Annotated in this window: 21 protein-coding genes; 11 read left to right on the top strand and 10 right to left on the bottom strand. The window is 67.9% G+C overall.

Annotated elements, in window-relative coordinates; translation table 11 throughout:
- Positions 1-43: 43 nt before the first annotated feature.
- Complete coding sequence (locus tag L3V85_RS24875; RefSeq protein ID WP_237675350.1) at positions 44-1033, bottom strand: Bug family tripartite tricarboxylate transporter substrate binding protein; 990 nt, start codon at positions 1031-1033, stop codon at positions 44-46.
- An 8-nt stretch (positions 1034-1041) separates the two neighbouring features.
- A complete protein-coding gene (locus L3V85_RS24880) occupies positions 1042-2472 on the bottom strand; it encodes a M20 family metallopeptidase (RefSeq protein WP_237675351.1) in 1431 nt (476 codons plus the stop codon).
- A 115-nt stretch (positions 2473-2587) separates the two neighbouring features.
- Between L3V85_RS24880 and L3V85_RS24885 the strand changes: the two genes are divergently transcribed.
- The gene (locus tag L3V85_RS24885; protein ID WP_237675352.1) at positions 2588-3538 is read left to right on the top strand and encodes a LysR family transcriptional regulator; all 951 of its coding nucleotides are present in this window, start codon (positions 2588-2590) and stop codon (positions 3536-3538) included.
- A 6-nt stretch (positions 3539-3544) separates the two neighbouring features.
- Here L3V85_RS24885 and L3V85_RS24890 read toward each other — a convergent pair whose 3' ends face one another.
- Positions 3545-4207, bottom strand: a complete 663-nt coding sequence (locus L3V85_RS24890) for an NmrA family NAD(P)-binding protein (protein ID WP_237675353.1) — start codon at positions 4205-4207, stop codon at positions 3545-3547.
- A 14-nt stretch (positions 4208-4221) separates the two neighbouring features.
- Positions 4222-4605 carry a thioredoxin family protein gene (locus L3V85_RS24895; RefSeq protein ID WP_237675354.1) on the bottom strand — a complete coding sequence of 128 codons (384 nt, stop codon included), beginning with the start codon at positions 4603-4605 and terminating at the stop codon, positions 4222-4224.
- 113 nt (positions 4606-4718) lie between these two features.
- Between L3V85_RS24895 and L3V85_RS24900 the strand changes: the two genes are divergently transcribed.
- Positions 4719-5057 carry an Mpo1-like protein gene (locus tag L3V85_RS24900; protein WP_237675355.1) on the top strand — a complete coding sequence of 113 codons (339 nt, stop codon included), beginning with the start codon at positions 4719-4721 and terminating at the stop codon, positions 5055-5057.
- 2 nt (positions 5058-5059) lie between these two features.
- Here the strand turns inward: L3V85_RS24900 and L3V85_RS24905 are convergent, their stop codons facing one another.
- A complete protein-coding gene (locus tag L3V85_RS24905) occupies positions 5060-6271 on the bottom strand; it encodes a YihY family inner membrane protein (RefSeq protein ID WP_237675356.1) in 1212 nt (403 codons plus the stop codon).
- Between the two features lie 109 nt (positions 6272-6380).
- On the opposite strand from L3V85_RS24905, the gene L3V85_RS24910 reads away from it, so the two are divergent.
- Both L3V85_RS24910 and L3V85_RS24915 read left to right on the top strand, forming a co-directional pair.
- Positions 6381-6803: a DUF2069 domain-containing protein gene (locus tag L3V85_RS24910; protein WP_237675357.1), complete on the top strand. Its 423-nt coding sequence runs from the start codon at positions 6381-6383 to the stop codon at positions 6801-6803.
- Entirely contained in the window at positions 6800-8227 is a 1428-nt protein-coding gene (locus L3V85_RS24915; RefSeq protein ID WP_237675358.1) for an FAD-binding oxidoreductase, read from the top strand. Before L3V85_RS24910 ends, L3V85_RS24915 begins: the two co-directional genes overlap by 4 nt.
- Here the strand turns inward: L3V85_RS24915 and L3V85_RS24920 are convergent.
- Genes L3V85_RS24920 through nthA form a run of 3 tightly spaced genes read right to left on the bottom strand, consistent with a single transcriptional unit; the run spans position 8224 to position 9880 of the window.
- A complete protein-coding gene (locus L3V85_RS24920; RefSeq protein ID WP_237675359.1) occupies positions 8224-8592 on the bottom strand; it encodes a nitrile hydratase accessory protein in 369 nt (122 codons plus the stop codon). The genes L3V85_RS24915 and L3V85_RS24920 overlap by 4 nt on opposite strands.
- Complete coding sequence (nthB, locus tag L3V85_RS24925) at positions 8589-9254, bottom strand: nitrile hydratase subunit beta (RefSeq protein WP_237675360.1); 666 nt, start codon at positions 9252-9254, stop codon at positions 8589-8591. The genes L3V85_RS24920 and nthB overlap by 4 nt, the downstream gene beginning before the upstream one ends.
- Positions 9251-9880, bottom strand: coding sequence for a nitrile hydratase subunit alpha (nthA, locus tag L3V85_RS24930; RefSeq protein ID WP_237675361.1), 630 nt, complete (start codon positions 9878-9880; stop codon positions 9251-9253). Before nthA ends, nthB begins: the two co-directional genes overlap by 4 nt.
- 36 nt (positions 9881-9916) lie before the next feature.
- Here nthA and L3V85_RS24935 point away from each other — a divergent pair, with 36 nt between their 5' ends.
- From L3V85_RS24935 to L3V85_RS24950, 4 genes are all read left to right on the top strand, one after another.
- Positions 9917-10756: a thymidylate synthase gene (locus tag L3V85_RS24935; protein ID WP_237675362.1), complete on the top strand. Its 840-nt coding sequence runs from the start codon at positions 9917-9919 to the stop codon at positions 10754-10756.
- A 5-nt stretch (positions 10757-10761) separates the two neighbouring features.
- Positions 10762-11283 carry a dihydrofolate reductase gene (locus L3V85_RS24940; protein WP_237675363.1) on the top strand — a complete coding sequence of 174 codons (522 nt, stop codon included), beginning with the start codon at positions 10762-10764 and terminating at the stop codon, positions 11281-11283.
- Entirely contained in the window at positions 11280-12401 is a 1122-nt protein-coding gene (locus L3V85_RS24945) for a phosphatidate phosphatase App1 family protein (protein WP_237675364.1), read from the top strand. Before L3V85_RS24940 ends, L3V85_RS24945 begins: the two co-directional genes overlap by 4 nt.
- A 165-nt stretch (positions 12402-12566) precedes the next feature.
- Positions 12567-12806, top strand: coding sequence for a hypothetical protein (locus tag L3V85_RS24950; RefSeq protein ID WP_237675365.1), 240 nt, complete (start codon positions 12567-12569; stop codon positions 12804-12806).
- Here the strand turns inward: L3V85_RS24950 and L3V85_RS24955 are convergent.
- Together L3V85_RS24955 and gdhA are read right to left on the bottom strand one after the other, a co-directional pair.
- Positions 12793-13143, bottom strand: a complete 351-nt coding sequence (locus L3V85_RS24955; protein ID WP_237675366.1) for a hypothetical protein — start codon at positions 13141-13143, stop codon at positions 12793-12795. The genes L3V85_RS24950 and L3V85_RS24955 overlap by 14 nt on opposite strands.
- 16 nt (positions 13144-13159) lie before the next feature.
- Positions 13160-14503 carry an NADP-specific glutamate dehydrogenase gene (gene gdhA, locus L3V85_RS24960; RefSeq protein ID WP_237675367.1) on the bottom strand — a complete coding sequence of 448 codons (1344 nt, stop codon included), beginning with the start codon at positions 14501-14503 and terminating at the stop codon, positions 13160-13162.
- Positions 14504-15031: 528 nt separating this feature from the next.
- On the opposite strand from gdhA, the gene tssB reads away from it, so the two are divergent.
- Genes tssB through L3V85_RS24975 form a run of 3 tightly spaced genes read left to right on the top strand, consistent with a single transcriptional unit; the run spans position 15032 to position 17699 of the window.
- On the top strand, positions 15032-15607 hold the full coding sequence (gene tssB, locus L3V85_RS24965) for a type VI secretion system contractile sheath small subunit (protein WP_237675368.1): 576 nt from the start codon (positions 15032-15034) through the stop codon (positions 15605-15607).
- A gap of 60 nt (positions 15608-15667) precedes the next feature.
- The gene (gene tssC / locus L3V85_RS24970; RefSeq protein WP_237675369.1) at positions 15668-17167 is read left to right on the top strand and encodes a type VI secretion system contractile sheath large subunit; all 1500 of its coding nucleotides are present in this window, start codon (positions 15668-15670) and stop codon (positions 17165-17167) included.
- Positions 17168-17216: 49 nt separating this feature from the next.
- Entirely contained in the window at positions 17217-17699 is a 483-nt protein-coding gene (locus tag L3V85_RS24975) for an Hcp family type VI secretion system effector (RefSeq protein ID WP_081270798.1), read from the top strand.
- Positions 17700-17723 lie beyond the last annotated feature (24 nt).

Here is a 17723-nt window from a genome sequence, read left to right on the forward strand (position 1 = left end):
AACCCATCCGCGCAGCCCGTGGAGCCGACTTCGCGCCTCTGTCCTACTCGGCTGTAATCCCCGCGCGATGCGCCAGCGCGCGGTAGCGCGAAATCTCGCCCTCCATCTGCGTGCGGAAGGCGGCCGCGCCGATGGCCACCGGCTCCATGCCCTGCGCGCGCAGTTGCGCCTGCAGCGGCGCGTTGGCCATGGTGGCCGTGACCGCGCGGGCCAGCTTGTCGACCACCGGCGCCGGGGTGCGCGCGGGTGCCGCGAAGCCGTACCAGGCGTCGAAGGTCGCGTCGGGCAGGCCCTGCTCGGCGAGCGTGCGCACCTCGGGCAGCATGCTGGAACGCGCGGCGCCCACGATGCCCAGCGCGCGCAGCTTGCCCGCGCGCACATGCGGCGCCACGGCGGCCACGGTGTCGATGCCCACCTCGATCTCGCCGCCGATCACCGCCATCGAACTCTGGCTGCTGCCCTTGTATGGAATATCTTGCAGCTGGATGCCGGCCGCCAGCGCGAACAACTCGCCCGCCAGGTGCGGGCCCGAACCCGAGCCGAATGTGGCGTAGCGGATGCTCCTGGGCCTGGCCTTGGCCGCAGCGACCAGTTCCGGTACCGAGTGCCACGGCGTGCCCTTGCCCACCACCAGCACCAGCGGCGTGCGCGCCACGATGGCGATGGGCGCCAGGTCACGCACCGGGTCGTACGGCAGCTTCGCGCGCAGCGCCGGGTTCACGCTGTAGCTGGTCGAGCCCGAGAGCAGCAGCGTGTAGCCGTCGGGCGCGGCCTTGGCGACCGCGTCGGTGCCGATGACGGTGGCGGCGCCGGGCCGGTTGTCGACCACGATGGGTTGCCCGAGCCGCTCCGACAGGGTCTGCCCCATCGCGCGCGCCACCAGGTCGGTGCCGCCGCCCGGCGGGAAGGGCACGACGAGCTTGATGGGGCGGTCGGGCCAGGCGTCCTGGGCGAAGACGCGCGCATGAACGCCGAGCACGGCGGAGGCGGAGAGCAGCAGGCCGAAGCGGCGGCGGGAGATGGCGAGGTCCATGGTGCGTGTCAGGAAGGTGAGGAAGAAACAGATGGCGAAAGCCGCCCGGCGGCCCAGGGCGCGAGCCCCGGCTCGCCCAGGTCCCAGTAGAGGCCGGCCATGATCCGCAGGCCTTCACGGGCCAGCGGCGCGAGCAGATGCTCGTTGGGCGCGTGCTGCGCGCAGGCGGGGTACGAATGCGGCACCCACAGCGTCGGCAAGCCCAGCAGATCGGCGAACACGTCGTTGGGCAGCGAACCCGCGAGGTTCGGCAACAGGTCCAGGCGATGCCCGCTGCTGCGCTCGATGGACTGCCGCGCCCAGCCGACCCACGGGTTCTCCACGTCGAGCCGCGTGGCCGCGCCGGTCAGCGTGACAGCTACTTCCACCTGCTCGAAGCCGTGCGCATCGAGGTGCGCGCGCACGATCCGCTGCAGGTCTTGCCAGGGCGTGCCGACCACGAAGCGCAGCTGGCAATGCGCCACGGCCTCCGAGGGGATCGCGTTGACCGGCCGCGCGGCCGAGCCGGCGCCGAGCGCCAGCACCTCGATGGTGTTCCAGGCCACCAGCCGCTCGGCCGGGCTCAGGCCGGGCTCGCCCCAGCCTTCGTCGACGGCGGGATCGTCCGCACCGCCGCCGATGGCGATGCTGGCCAGCGCGTCGCGCACGGCCTGCGTGACCGGCGGCGGGCGCAGGGCCTCCACCAGGATGCGGCCGCGCGCATCCACCAGCGAGGCCACCGCATGGCTGATCACCGTGCCCGGGTTGATGAGCACGCCGCCCCAGTTGCCCGAGTGATAGCCGCGCGGCCGGGCGCGCAGCCGCAGGCTGAAGTTGACGGCGCCGCGCGAACCCAGGAACAGCGTGGGCCGCCCGGCGTTCACGCGCGGGCCGTCGCTGGCAATGAAGAGGTCGGCGCGCAGCTTGTCGCGCTCCTGCGCGCACACCGCGTGCAGGCCTGGCGAAGCGGCCTCCTCGCCCATCTCGACCAGCCAGGTCATGTTGTAGCCCAGGCGCCCGCCGCGCGCCTCGAGCGCTGCGGTGAGGCCGCCCAGGTTGATGCTGTGCTGGCCCTTGTTGTCGGCCGTGCCGCGCCCGTACCAGCGCTCGCCGCGCACGGTGAGCGCCCAGGGCGCGAGACCCTCTTCCCATTGCGCGTCCTGCCCGCTGACCACGTCGCCATGGCCGTAGGTCATCACCGTGGGCAGGGACGGGGCCTCGATGCGGCGCGCGATGAGGAAAGGGCCGCCGCCCGGCACCGGGTTGGCGACCACCTCGCAGGCGAAGCCGAGCGCCGCGAGCGGCGGAATCATCTCTTCGCGCAGGTAGGCCTCCAGCGCGGGCGTGGCGGCGCCGGTGTCGCTTTCGGTGCGGAAGGCGACACGGCGCTGGAGGTCGGCGAAGAAGCCTCCGCCGTCGAAATAGGCCGAGGCAGCGGCCAGGCTGTCGGTGCGTTGCATGAAGGGCGTCCTTGTCTTTGCGTGGGATGGAGCAAGTACAAGGCCTGCGGGCCGATGCTTCCAGCATCGTTTTGGCAAGCTACCATTGCCTTCAAGGCAACACTTCTCCGGCCACATGTCTCTTCCGCTTCTCAGCATCCCGATGCGGCACTTCCTCGAAGTGGCTCGCAGCGGCTCGGTCAACCAGGCGGCGGCGCGGCTCTATGTCGCGTCTTCGGCGGTGAGCCGGCAGATCGCCAAGCTCGAAGACAGCCTGGGCACGCCGCTGTTCGAGCGGCATGCGCGCGGCATGGCGCTCACGGCGGCAGGCGAGCGGCTGGCCGCGCACCTGCGCAATGCGCAGCTCGACATCGAACAGGTGGTCGAGCAGGTGCGCGACCTCGGCGGCCAGAGCGCGCGGCGCATCCGCATGGCGTGCACCGAAGGCTTCGCGGGCCACTTCATGCCGCTGGTGATGCGCAGCTTCGAGCAGGCGCACCCTGGCTGCCAGCTCGAACTGCACGTGGGCTCGCCCGACGGCGTGAGCGCGCTGCTGGCGCGTGGCGAGACAGACATCGCGCTCAAGTACGTGGTGGCGCCGGAGCCCGGCCTGGCAATAGCGCACGCCGCCACCGCGCCGGTGTACGCGGTGCTGCGGCCCGACCATCCCCTGGCACGCCAGCGCGTGGTGTCGGTGGCCGACGCGGTGCGCTACCCGCTGGCGGTGGGCGACAAGGGCGTCACCGCGCGCCAGTTGTTCGACCAGGCCTGCAGCCTGCAGGGGCTGCGCTATCACGCGATCTTCGTGAGCAATTTCTCGTCGGTGCTGCTGCCGCTGCTGCGCACGCCCGACGTGATGCTGTCGGGCCACCTCACGGTGATGCACCTGATCGACGCCGGCACGGTGGTGGCGCGGCCGTTCGCGGAAGCGCCGCTGCAGCAGCGGCAACTGCAGGTGCTGGCGCTCGAAGGCCGCACGCTGCCGCCGCTGGCGCAGGAGTTCGTGAAGCACCTGGTGGGCGCGATCGCCAGCGCGGGCCGGCGCAAGCTGGGCCGGGCGCGCGCGGGTGCGGCCGGCCCCGCCTGAGAAGGCTCAGCCCAGCGCGTTGATGTCGGCCGGATCGAGCACCGTCTTGGGCGCGCCGTTGCGCGCCACGGCCAGCATCGCTCGGCCGACCTTCTCGGTGGTGGTGACGCGATTCGGCCAGAGCCGGTAGGCCAGCCCGAGCAAGGGGCCGAGCACGCGGATCGCGGCGTCGTAGAGCGGCGTCTTCGAGCGCACGCCGTGCATCGGCTGGATCATGCCCGGACGGAACATGTAGGCCGCCTTGAACGGCAGGCGCAGCAAGGCGTTTTCGGTCGCGCCCTTCACGCGGGCCCACATGCTGCTGCCGCGCTCGCTGCTGTCGGTGCCGGCGCCGGTCACGTAGGTGAAGGTCATGCCGGGGTTGAGCCTGGCCAGCACGGTGGCGGCGGCCAGCGTCAGGTCGTAGGTGATGCGCTTGTACTCCGGCTCCTTCATGCCGACCGAGGACACGCCCAGGCAGAAGAAGCAGGCGTCGAAGCCCTGCAGCTGCGGCTCGATGGCGCCGTAGTCGTACATGTCCTTGTGGACCAGGTCGCGCAGCTTGGGGTGCTGCTGCCCGGTGGCGTTGCGGCCTACGGCCACCACGCTCTCGACATCGGGCGCGAGCAGGCACTCGCGCAGCACGCCCTGCCCCACCATGCCGGTGGCGCCGAAGATCAGGATTTTCATGGGAGGAGTTCCGGTCAGACCGTGAAGACGGCGGGCTTCTTGTTCAGCACCGCGAGCAGCAGATCGACGTCCAGGCTCGAGGGCTTGGGCGGCTGCAGCGCCGAAAGCATGCGCGAGAGCGTTTCGGCGTGCGGCAGCAGCGGACCCAGGAAGCGGGTGCCGTCGGTGCCGGCCACCAGCAGGGTCGGGAAGGTCTCGACGTCGAAGGCATCGGCGATGTCGGCGTGGTCCTCGATGTCGACCCAGGCGAAGCGGAACTGCGGATGCGCGCGCGCCACCTGCTCGAGCAGCGGCCGGTAGTCGCGGCAGGTGCCGCACCATTCGGCGCACAGGCACACGACCCACGGCGCATCGCTGGCGGGCTCGGCGGATTCTGGGGTGCTTGGAAGGGCGCTCAAGGCTGATGCGTCAAAGGTGTGATCGGAAGACCGGATGGTGCGGTCGCAAGGTCGTGGCTATTATGGACAAAGCCCTCCGCCAACGGGTTCCGGGGGCACAGGAGACTCGCACGATGAACACCACGACTGCCACGGGATCTGCCGTCGATCCGCGCCAATTCAAGAGCTTCGCGCAGTTCTATCCCTTCTACCTGACCGAGCACGCCAACCGCACCTGCCGCCGGCTGCACTTCGCGGGCTCGACGATCTCGCTGCTGTGCCTGGTGATGCTGGTGGTCACGCTCAACCCGCTGTGGCTTCTGGCCGGGCTGGTGGCGGGCTACGGCTTCGCATGGGTCGGGCACTTCGGCTTCGAGAAGAACAAGCCGGCCTCGTTCAAGCGGCCGCTCTATTCCTTCATGGGCGACTGGGCCATGTACCGCGACATCTGGCTGGGCCGCGTGAAGATCTAGCTCTAGATCAAGAGCACGTCGCCCAGCCTCAGGGAGCGCAGCGGCCCCTTCTGCCAGAGGTCTTCGAGCGGCTCGGCCCGCGGCATCAGCAGCTCCTTCAGCAGCGGCTCGATGGGCGTCGAGGGGTCGGCAAGGAGCACGTAGCGCGGGTCTTCGTTGGCGGGCTCTTCCGCCAGCGGCGCGATCCAGTCGAGCGCCACCAGCGTCTCGAGCACCGGCGCGAGCTGCAGCGAATCGACCCGCATGCGCGCCACCAGTTCGGCCGCGCCCATGCCCTTGGCCGGCGTGGCGCGCGCGCGGGCCAGGTGCTGCAGCGATTCCATCGCCAGTTGCAGCGGCCAGCCGGCGGTGCCGCCGCGCCGCGCCACCCCCGTCAGCAGGCTCGGCAGGTAGGCCGCGATGACCGCGCCCAGCAGCACGATCACCCAGGCCACGTAGATCCACACCAGCAGGATCGGGAAGGTGGCGAAGGCGCCGTACAGCACCGAATAGGTCGGCACCAGGCTCAGGTAATAGGCCAGCACGCGCTTGGCGATCTCGATGGCCGCCGCCACGAAGATGCCGCCGGCCCAGGCATGCGCCCAGCGCACGTTGGTGTTGGGCACGTAGTGGTAGAGCGAGGCCATGCCGGCCGCGAGCAGCATGAATTCGAGGCTGTCGAAGGCCAGCTTGACCATGGTGCCGCCCACCACGTCGCGCGAGGCCGAGAACACATAGGAGGTGGTCGACAGGCTCACCGCCAGGATCAGCGGCCCCAGCGTGATGGTCGCCCAGTAGATCAGCACCCGCTGCGCGAACGGGCGCGGCGAGCGCACGCGCCAGATGTTGTTGAGCGTCTTGTCGATGGTGAGGATCAGCGCGATGGCGGTGATCAGCAGCACGATCAGGCCCGCGATGCCCAGCCCGCTGGCCTTGCTCGCGAACTGGTTCAGGTAGCCGAGCACCTGGCGCGCGATGTTGTCGGGAATCAGGCTCTCGATCAGCCAGCGCTGCAGCCGGCCCTGCATCTTGGCGAACATCGGGAACACGGTGAACAGCGCCAGCGCCACCGTGAAGAAGGGAACCATCGCGATGGTGGTGGTGAAGGTCAGGCTGCTGGCCGTGAGGCCGAGCTTGTCTTCGCGGAAACGCTCGCCCAGTACCGCGGCGGTGTTGCGCCACGGAAAACGCGAAAGATCCCTCCAAAGCTGCCGTCGATTCATGGCGGCTATCATAGGAGTTGAACTCTCCCCCAGTCTCCGCGCACTTCGTGTCGCTGCGCCAACCCCCTCGCCGGGGGCGATACCAGCGGCCCGGCAAAGCCGGTTCCGCGGTATCCCGCCCATGAATGCCAACCCGCCGCCGCTCCCGCCCTCCTCCGTTCGCGCGACCCGCTGGGCGGCCGTGGGCAGCCTCGTCGGCCTCATCGTGCTGGGCCTGGCCTGGGAGCTGTGGCTGGCGCCGCTGCGCCCGGGCGGCTCGCTGCTGGCGCTGAAGGTGCTGCCGCTGGTCATTCCGCTGGCGGGGCTGTGGAAGAACCGCATGTACACCTACCGCTGGGTCAGCCTGATGATCTGGCTTTATTTCACCGAGGGCGTGGTGCGCGCATGGAGTGACACCAACGGCGTGGGCCAGGTGCTCGCGCTGGTCGAGGTGCTGCTGTGCCTCGTGCTCTTCGCGGCCTGCGCCTGGCATGTGCGGCTGCGGCTGCGCCACGCCAAGTCCCTCGACGCCACGGCTCGCCCACTGGAGGCTTCCACCCAATGACTTCTTCTTCCGACCTGATCGACCAATTGCGCGCCATCGTCGGCGCCCCGCATGTACTGACCGAAGGCGACCTCACCGCCTACGAACAAGACTGGCGCAAGCGCGCACGCGGCAAGTCGCTGGCCGTGGTGCGCCCGGCCAACACACAGCAGGTGGCTGATGTGGTCAAGGCCTGCGCCGCTGCCGGCGCGGCCATCGTGCCCCAGGGCGGCAACACTGGCCTGGCGGTCGGCTCCATCCCCGACGACAGCGGCACCCAGGTGGTGCTGAGCCTGCAGCGCCTGAACGCCGTGCGCACCATCGACGCCGCCAACCTCACCATGACCGTGGAGGCCGGCTGCATCCTTCAAACGCTGCAGGAAACGGCCGAGAAGGCCGGCTTCCTGTTCCCCCTGAGCCTGGCCGCCGAAGGCAGCTGCACCATCGGCGGCAACCTGGCGACCAATGCCGGCGGCACCCAGGTGGTTCGCTACGGCAACACGCGCGAGCTGTGCCTGGGCCTGGAAGTGGTCACGCCCCAGGGCGAGATCTGGGAAGGCACCAGCGGCCTGCGCAAGGACAACACCGGCTACGACCTGCGCGACCTGTTCGTCGGCAGCGAAGGCACGCTGGGCATCATCACCGCCGCGACCATGAAGCTGTACCCGCTGCCGGCCGCGCAACTGACAGCCTGGGCGGCGGTTCCATCGCTGGACCATGCGGTCACCCTGCTGGGCCTGGCGCACAAGCACCTGGGCGCGGGCCTGACCGGCTTCGAGGTGATGGGCAAGTTCGCCCTCAGCCTGGTCGACAAGCACATGCCGCAGCTGCGCGTGCCCTTCATCCATGACGAGGCGGTGCCTTACTGCGTGCTGCTGGAGAACTCCGACAACGAATCCGAGGACCACGCCCGCGCACGCTTCGAGGCCCTGCTGGAAACCGCCTTCGAAGACGGCTGCGTCACCGACGCGGTGGTGGCCGAGAACCTCACGCAGGCGCACCAGCTGTGGCACATCCGCGAGAGCATTCCGCTGGCGCAGGCCGAGGAAGGCCTGAACATCAAGCACGACATCTCGATTCCGGTGTCGCGCATCCCGGCGTTCGTGGAAGAGACCGATGCGCTGCTCAAGCGCGAGATCGCCGGCGTGCGCCTCGTGAACTTCGGCCACCTGGGCGACGGCAACCTGCACTACAACGTGCAGGCGCCGGAGAACATCGACACCAAGGCGTTCCTGAAGAACGAGGAAGAGCGCATCAACACGCTGGTGTACGACGCTGTGGAGAAGTTCGGCGGCTCCTTCTCGGCCGAGCACGGCGTGGGCTCACTGAAGGTCGACAAGCTGGAGAAGCACAAGTCGCCCGTGGCGCTGGAGATGATGCGGGCGATCAAGCGCGGGCTCGATCCGAAGAACACGCTCAACCCCGGGCGCGTGATCCGGGTCTAGCCGGGAAAATCCTCGCCGCGCAGTTCGATGGGCTGTCCGTGCGGCGTGCGCTCCGCCGCGTGATCCCACGCATGGCGGTAGCGCGCAAGTTCGTCGCCGGAGCTGGCGCCCTTGTGCGCGACCAGATGCTCCAGCGCGGCGAGCCAGTGGCGGTAGTAGGTTTCGCCGGTGTCCGGGTCGCCCGCGGCCTGCGCGGCGGAAATCTGCGCGGCCAATTCCTCGGCCCACTCGGGCCAGGTGAACAGGCCGCGTTCATGCAGCGCCAGGGTCATTGCGAAGGCCTGCGCCTCCCAGGGCGCACCGAACACCGGCCCGTCGGCGTCGCGAGGCATGCCCGGGGCCAGCGGCATGTTGCCGCCCTTCATTCGACCGCCTCCAGGTAGCTTTCCCACGCATCGACGGACACCGAGAGGTTCTGGCGCGGCGCCTCGTCGCCCCACAGTTCTGCTTCGTCGAAGGCCACGGTGTACAGCCACTGCGGCTGCTCGCCCAGGCCCTGCGCGTTGGCGTCGGCGAAGACGTGCGCGCCATGCAGATGCGCGATCACGCCCTGCTTGCCCTGCACGTAGCCGGGCAGCCGCGTGTGATGGTCGACCTTGCCCAGCCGCATGCGCACCGGCTGGCCGATTGCAAAGCGCGCCGGGCCCGTCGCGGGGCGTTCGGTCGCCGAGCCCCTGGCCAGAACGGCCGGCACGTTCGCCGCCTGCAGCACGCGGGCGACAGGTACGGCCGCATGGTGCATCTCGCCCGTCGTGATCTCGTCCGGAAAGATCTGCCCGCGCTGCAGCATCAGCTGTTCGAGCGCGGCGAGCCAGATCTGGTAGTAGCTCAGGTCGCGGTAGTCGGGCAAGGTCTCGCGCACGGCGCGGCTCGCGTCGATGTTCCACGAACCCGTGGCGCCCATGGCCAGCGTGAGCGCCAGCACGCGCGGCTCCCATGCCGCGTGGAACAGCTCGCCTTCGGGCTCGGGCGTCACCGGGCCGAAGCCGGGCAGCCCACCCAGGTCGGCCCTGGTGACGTAGCTCATGCGGCACGCTCCTCTCCGGCAGGCGGCCCGGCCAGCCGCGTACCGATCATCGAATCGCGCGAGACCAGCGCGGCCAGTTCGTCCTCGCTCAGCCCATCGGTGCCCGGCGGTCGCTGCGGGATCACGAGGTAGCGCACCTCGGCGGTCGAGTCCCAGACGCGGATGCGCGTGCTGTCGGGCAGCGTCACGCCGAAGTCGGCGAGCACGCCGCGCGGGTCCTTGACGACCCGCGATCGATACGGCGCGCTCTTGTACCAGGTGGGCGGCAGGCCCAGCACCGGCCACGGATAGCAGCTGCACAGCGTGCAGACCACCATGTGATGCAGTTCGCCGGTGTTCTCGACCGCGACCATGTGCTCGCCCTGCCGGCCCGTGTAGCCGAGCGAAGCGATGGCCGCCGTGGCGTCGGCCAGCAGCCATTCGCGAAAGGCCGGATCGACCCAGGCCCGCGCCACCACGCGCGCGCCGTTGCGGGGGCCGATGCGGGTCTGGTAGGTGTCGATCAGCGCATCGAGCGCGGCGGGGTCGATGTAGCCCTTGTGCGCCAGTACGCTTTCGAGCGCCCGGACCCGCAGGTCCATCTCGCCGAGTTCGCTGTGTTCGTGGGAGTGGTCATGACCGGTCATCGGCCTATGCTAGCGCCGCCCCGTAAAATTCCCAACATGACCTCGCCCATCCGCCCAGTCCGCTCCCAGTACGAAGATTTCATGCGCCACGTCGACACCCATGGCGTGTTCAAGAGCGACCGCACGGGCACCGGCACCAAGAGCGTGTTCGGCCACCAGATGCGCTTCGACCTGAACGAAGGCTTTCCGCTGGTCACCACGAAGAAGGTGCACCTGAAGTCCATCATCCAGGAACTGCTGTGGTTCCTGACCGGTTCGAGCAACAACAACTGGCTCAAGGAACGCGGCGTGACCATCTGGGACGAATGGGCGCGCGAAGACGGCGACCTGGGCCCGGTGTACGGCGTGCAATGGCGCAGCTGGCCCACGCCCGACGGCGGCCACATCGACCAGATCGCCGACGTCATCAAGACGCTGAAGAGCAACCCCGATTCGCGCCGCATCATCGTGAGCGCATGGAACGTGGCCGAGCTGTCGAAGATGGCGCTCATGCCCTGCCACGCGTTCTTCCAGTTCTACGTGGCGCCGCCGCAGGCCGAAGGCGAGCGCGGCAAGCTGAGCTGCCAGCTCTACCAGCGCAGCGCCGACATCTTCCTGGGCGTGCCCTTCAACATCGCGAGCTACGCGCTGCTCACGCACATGGTGGCGCAGCAGTGCGACCTCGACGTGGGCGACTTCATCTGGACCGGCGGCGACTGCCACATCTACAGCAACCACGCCGAACAAGTGGCGCTGCAACTGAGCCGCGCACCCTACCCCTACCCGACGCTGCACATCAAGCGCAAGCCCGATTCCATCTTCGACTACCAGTACGAAGACTTCGAGGTGCTCGACTACCAGCACCACGCGGCCATCAAGGCACCGGTGGCGGTGTGAAGGGCATGAGCAAGCCGCGCATCAACCTCATCTTCGCGCGCGCCGCCAACGGCGTGATCGGCGCGAACAACACGATCCCCTGGCACCTGCCCGAGGACATGGCGCATTTCAAGCAGCAGACCTCCGGCGCGCCGGTGATCATGGGCCGCAAGACCTGGGACTCGCTGCCGCCGCGCTTTCGTCCGCTGCCGGGCCGGCAGAACATCGTGGTGACGCGGCAGGCCGACTGGCGCGCCGAAGGCGCCCTGCACGCAGGCAGCCTCCACGATGCGTTCGCGCTCTGCGAGGCGTCTTCGCCCGCCGAGGTGTGGGTCATCGGCGGCGCGCAGATCTACGCCGAGGCCGAGCCGCTCGCGCAGCGCGCGGTCGTCACCGAGCTTGCGCGCGACTACGAAGGCGACGCCCACGCGCCCGTGCTCGATGCGGCCGCGTGGCGCGAAACGCAGCGCGAATCGCATGTCTCCGCCAAGGAAGGCATCGCCTTCGACTTCGTCACCTACGAACGCGCCGCCACCAGCCAGACATGAGCGACGGCGCCCCGCAACCGACGACAGCCGCGCCGGGCTTGCGGCGCCGGTCGTTGGTGGCAGGGGCAGTGCTTGTCGCCGGCCTCGCGCCGCTTCGGGCCCTGAGCGCCGCCGAGCCGCTGGAGCCCGACGAGGAAGCGCTCTTCATGAACGGCACGGCGCGCCCCACCGCCGATGGCCGGCTCGAGGTCGACATCCACGCCTGGATCTTCGAGCGCGAGCACCGCTGGGGCCTGGACACGGCGCTCGCCCGCTACCTCGGCCTGAGCCTGCGAAAGCTCTCCCCGGCGGCAAGGCTGCGCTTCAGGCAACGCACCGCGCTGTTCCATGCGGAGTCGGAAGAAGACAAGGTCATCGACGTCGTCTTCGATGGCAGCCCCGCGCGCATCACCATGCCGGCCTCGGGCAAGGACGGGCGCAGCAACCTGCGCATCGTGATCGACGCGCCGCGCGATGCGCGCGAGTGGGTGCGGTTCCACGGCGTGACCGGACCTGGCGAACTGCTGCACCGCTTCAGGGGCGAGGCGCTGGTGGTGCCGGCCGAAGGCGTGTCGGTCATCTCGGACATCGACGACACCATCAAGCGCACGCAGGTGCGCGACCGGCGCGAGATGCTGCTGAACACCTTCGCGCGCCGCTTCGAGGCCGCGCCGCGCATGGCGGCCTGGTACCGCGCGCTGGCGGAGAAGCCCGACACGCGCTTTCACTACCTCTCGGCAAGCCCCATACAGCTTTACCCGGCGCTTTCCGATTTCATTCGCAGCGCCGGCTTTCCCGCCGGCAGCATGCACCTGCGCGAGAGCACGACGTGGCGCACGCTGGTTCCCGACGACGAGGATTCGCGCGCGCACAAGCTCGGCACCATCGAGCGGCTGCTGGCCGAGTTTCCGCAGCGCCGCTTCGTGCTGATCGGCGACTCGGGCGAGGCCGATCCGGAAATCTACGCACAGGTTTTTCGCGCGCATCCTGCGCGCATCGACAGCATGGTGATCCGCGATGTGACCGGCGAAGGCCGCACCAGCGAACGCTACCGCGCGATCTTCGACGGCATCGATCCGATGCGCTGGCACCTCGTGATGCCCGACACCACGGCATGGCCCGCCCAGGCGCTGAATTGAGCAGTCACAGGCCGGAAACAAACTGGCACCTTCGTCGAGCACAACGCACCAAAGGAACACTTCGGTACACGCGATGAAAGGCATGCGCGGCGCAGGGTTTAGACAACGCTAATTGTTTGTGCGCACAATGTGCCGTCAACGCCCTCAACCCAAAGGAGACGGCTCATGTCCATGGAATTTCTTCGGGTCCTTGCCGAGCAGAAATTGCCATACGTCCTTCACGCGCCCGCGGACATCGACAGGTTGCGCGTGCTGCGTGCGGCCGAACTGGTAACTGCCTTCATCCCCCCGTCGGACCGCGCGCCCGATGCGCGCGCCATCCGTCAGCTGGCCCAGGTCGAATCGATCACCGCCAAGGGCAAGCTGGCACTCAACAAAGCCACCTCGGCATTCATCGAGCTCTGAGCAGCAGGCGCTCCAGCGTCTTGCCGATGGCCTGCGGCTTGTCGGCCCCTTCCCCGAGTTCGCAACTTTGCGCCTGCACGCGCTCCGGCCCGCGCGGACCGGGCATGTAGAACAGGCGCTCGCAGTCGCAGCGCAGCCGGCCCTTCAACGCCTTGGTGCGGGTGTCGCGCACTTCGGCCACCCAGCACGAATCGGCGCAGCCGCAGGAGCGGTACTCGAGCACTTCGCCGCGCGTGCGCCAGGGCAGCTCGTAGCTGCCCGTGCCCCCGGCGGCATGAACGCCCGAGGCGAACGCCGCCCCGAGCAAGGCACAAACAGGCAGCAGGATCCGGCGCATGGCCGAAAGCGTAGCGTCAGACCACGCCCTGCGCCAGCATCGCGTCGGCCACGCGCACGAAGCCGGCGATGTTCGCGCCGTCGACGTAGCTCACGCCACCGTCCTTGCGCGCGCCGTAGTGCAGGCACGACTCGTGGATGCCCTGCATGATCTGCAGCAGGCGGGCGTCGACCTCGTCGCGCGTCCATGAAAGGCGCGCGGCGTTCTGGCTCATCTCCAGGCCCGATGTCGCCACGCCGCCCGCGTTGCTCGCCTTGCCCGGCGCATACAGCACGCCGTGGCCTTCGAACACCTTCACCGCGTCCATGGTCGAGGGCATGTTGGCGCCTTCGGCCACGCAGACCACGCCGTTCTTCACGAGCATGCGCGCGTCTTCCTCGTTGAGTTCATTCTGCGTGGCGCTGGGCAGCGCCACGTCGACCGGCACGTGCCACGGCGTGGCGCCGGCCACGAAGCGCGCGCCGGTGCGCTCGGCGTAGTCGCTGACGCGGCCGTAGAGATGGTTCTTGACGTCCATCAGCACCGCGAGCTTCTCGGTCGTGAAGCCGTCTTCGTCGACCACCGTACCGCTCGAATCCGACACCGTCACCACCTTGGCGCCCAGCGCCATCGCCTTTTCGATGGTGTACTGCGCGACGTTGCCCGCGCCCGAGACGCTCACGCGCATGCCCTCGAAGCCGCGGCCCTTGCGCTTGAGCATTTCCTGCGCGAAGTAGACGTTGCCGTAGCCGGTGGCCTCGGGGCGGATCAGCGAGCCGCCGAAGCTCAGGCCCTTGCCGGTGAAGACGCAGTCGGCGCGGTTGGTCAGTTTCTTGACCATGCCGGCCATGAAGCCCACCTCGCGCCCGCCCACGCCCACGTCGCCCGCCGGCACGTCGGTGTCGGAGCCGATGTGGCGGAACAGCTCGCTCACGAAGGCCTGGCAGAAGCGCATCACCTCGCCCTGGCTCTTGCCCTTGGGGTCGAAGTCGGCGCCGCCCTTGCCGCCGCCCATGGGCAGCGTGGTCAGCGCGTTCTTGAAGGTCTGTTCGAAGGCCAGGAACTTGAGGATCGACAGGTTGACCGACGGATGGAAGCGCAGGCCGCCCTTGTACGGCCCGATGGCCAGGCTGTGCTGGATGCGAAAGCCGCGGTTGACCTGCACCTCGCCGTGGTCGTCGACCCAGGACACGCGGAACATCACCACGCGCTCGGGTTCGACCAGCCGCTCCAGCAGGCTGTGGCCGGTGTATTTCGGGTGCTGCTCGATGTAGGGCCAAAGGCTTTCCATGACCTCGGTCACGGCTTGCAGGTACTCGGGCTGTCCGGGGTTGCGTTGTGCGACATGTGCCAGGAAACCCCCGACGGATGCGTGCTTCATTCCAGTCCTTCTTGTTTCAAATTGGTGCATAACCTTATGCGAATCTTGCATTTTGCCCGATTCATGAACCAATTCGAGGCTCAAAACCCCTTTCAGGTGCAGACCAAATGGCTACCCGGCCAATTGATGCCCCAAAAGCGGTCGTTCGCCGGCTTCGCGCCATTTCGCCCCGCGCCGCCTCCCCGCGCGCGATAGCGCCGCATTCACTTTCTTGTCATTGGACTTTGGTCCGATGCGCCGCACGCCTCATCGACCTAGCATTTGGTCACTTATTTGTGTGACAAAGCTCTCATATATGTAACTTTTCCTGCAGTACATCCTTGTTTTTATTGAGCTTTGTCTCTCGAAAAAGGGGTCCCTCCCCAATTCTGGGGATTGTTAGTAAATATCTCGATTTGTATCTTCCGTGCGTCTTTGATGCATGCCGGGACGGCAACGGCAACGGACAGCGCGCCGCCGAAACCGGCGAAGAGCGCCGAAAACTTCAACGTGTGTTCCTGTCAATTCAACCTTTTCTGAGAGCGAAAAATGTCGAATAGCTTGCAAAAATGGGTCGGCCGCAATCGTCCGCCGCGCGTCCAGATCACCTATGACGTCGAGATCGGCGACGCCGTCGAGAAGAAAGAGCTGCCGCTGGTCGTGGGCCTGCTGGCCGACCTGTCGGGCCAGCCCGTGCAGCCCCTGCCGAAGCTCAAGGAGCGCCGCTTCGTCGAGATCGACCGCGACAACTTCGACGAAGTGCTCGGCAACATCTCGCCCCGCCTCGACCTGTCGGTGTCCGACACCCTCAAGGGCGACGGCAACCTGAAGATCGAACTGAACTTCAAGGAGTTCGGCGACTTCCACCCCGAAGCCATCGTGAGCCAGGTGCCCCGCCTGGCCAAGCTGCTCGAAGCCCGCCAGCAACTGCGCGACCTGCTCGCCAAGCTCGACGGCAACGACGAACTCGACGACCTGCTCGAGAACGTGGTGAAGAACAGCGAAGACCTCAAGGCCGTCCAGAGCCAGGCCAAGGCCGAAGCCGGCACCGCCGCGCCCGCCGCCGCCCCCCAGGCCGCCGCCGAAACCCAGACGTCCACCGAAGCCGAAGCTCCGGCTGCGTGATCAACCACGCCGGCGGCCGCCCCGCGGGCGCGAACCGGCAATTCTTGAATGGTGATAGAGATGGCCAACAAATCCAAAGCCGCCGAAGCCGGCAGCGCAGCGACCACCGTCACGACCAGTGACATGAGCCTGCTCGACAAGATCGTCTACGAAGGCAAGATGACGACCGAGCCTTCGCAGGGCGCCTACGCGAAGAAGCTGATCGGTCAGCTCGCCTCGCAGATCCTCGACGAAGGCATGAAGACCAGCCCCGACAAGGGCGTGGTCACGCTGATCAACGAGCGCGTCGCCGAGATCGACCGCCTGCTGACCGACCAGCTCAACGCGATCCTGCACGCCCCCGAGTTCCAGGCCCTCGAAGGCTCCTGGCGCGGCCTGCACGACATGGTGTTCGGCACCGAGACCGGCAGCAACCTCAAGCTGCGCCTGCTGAACGTGAGCAAGAAGGACCTGCTCAAGGACCTGGAGACCGCCGTCGACCACGACACCAGCGTGCTCTTCAAGAAGATCTACGAAGAGGAATACGGCACCTACGGCGGCCACCCCTACTCGCTCCTGATCGGCGACTACTACTTCAGCCGCCATCCGCAGGACATCGCCCTGCTGGAACGCGTCTCGCGCGTGGCCGCCGCCGCGCACGCGCCCTTCATCGCCGCCGCCGCCCCCGCGCTGTTCGACTTCAAGTCGTTCACCGAACTGGGCATTCCGCGCGACCTCTCCAAGACCTTCGAGAGCGCCGAGCTCGCCTCGTGGCGCAGCTTCCGCGAATCGGAAGATTCGCGCTACGTGTCGCTGGTGCTGCCCAGCTACGCCGCCCGCCTGCCCTACGGCGCCAAGACCATCCCCGTCGAGAACTTCAACTACGAAGAAGACGTGGACGGCTCCGACCACGGCAAGTACCTGTGGGCCAACGCGGCCTACCAGCTCGGCCTGCGCATCACGCAGGCACACTCGATGTACGGCTGGACCACGGCCATCCGCGGCGTCGAAGGCGGCGGCAAGGTCGACGGCATGGTGGCCCACGCCTACAAGACGGACGAAGGCGACATCGCCCTGAAGCCGCCGACGGAAGTGACCATCACCGACCGCCGCGAAAAGGAACTGAGCGACCTGGGCTTCATCGCCATCGTCAATTCCAAGGGTTCGAACACCGCGGCCTTCTTCGGCGGCCAGACCGTGAACAAGCCCAAGGTGTACGACAAGGACGCGGCCAACGCCAACGCGGCCGTCTCGGCCCGCCTGCCCTACATCCTGGCGGCCTCGCGTTTCGCGCACTACCTGAAGGTGATCGTGCGCGACAAGATCGGCAGCTTCCAGACGCAGGCCGACATGCAGAAGCACCTGAACAACTGGGTGGCCAACTACGTGCTGGTGAGCCCCTCGGCGCCGCAGGCCATGAAGGCCAAGTACCCGCTGAGCCAGGCCCGCGTGGACGTGACCGAAGTGCCGGGCAAGCCGGGCTCGTACCGCGCCATCGCCTTCCTGAAGCCGCACTTCCAGCTCGAGGAACTCTCGGCCTCCATCCGCCTGGTGGCCGACCTGCCGGCCGCGGCCGCCTGATACCCCCGACATCCACGTCTACACACAGACAGACTGAAAGAACTTTCACATGCCTATCTACCTCAAGATGCCCGGTGTGACCGGCCAGACCCAGATCGAGGGCCACAAGGACGAAATGGAAGTCCAGAGCTTCCAGTTCGGCGCCGGCCTCGCCGTGACCTCGGGCACCTCCAACCAGGAGCGCACCGCGGGCAAGCCCAGCTTCTCCGAGATCACGGTGACCCGCACCACCGACTCGGCCACGCCCCAGCTGATGCAGAAGCTGGCCGGCGGCGAAGTGTTCGCGGGCGACACCATCATCACCTTCCCGCGCGAAGACAAGAGCGGCCTGCTGCCCCTGATGGTCGTGACCCTGACCGACGTGATCCTCAGCGGCTTCTCGGTGTCCAGCGGCGGCGACCTGCCCCAGGAAAGCATCTCGCTGAACTACGCGGCCATCAAGGTCGAATACACCAAGCAGAAGGAAGAAGGCGGCCAGGAAGGCGTCGCACCGTTCGGCTGGGATCTGTCGAAGAACACCGCGGTCGCGTGAGGGCCCGACGCTGACGTCCGGCGC

Source organism: Variovorax paradoxus, from assembly GCF_022009635.1.
GTDB lineage: Bacteria > Pseudomonadota > Gammaproteobacteria > Burkholderiales > Burkholderiaceae_C > Variovorax.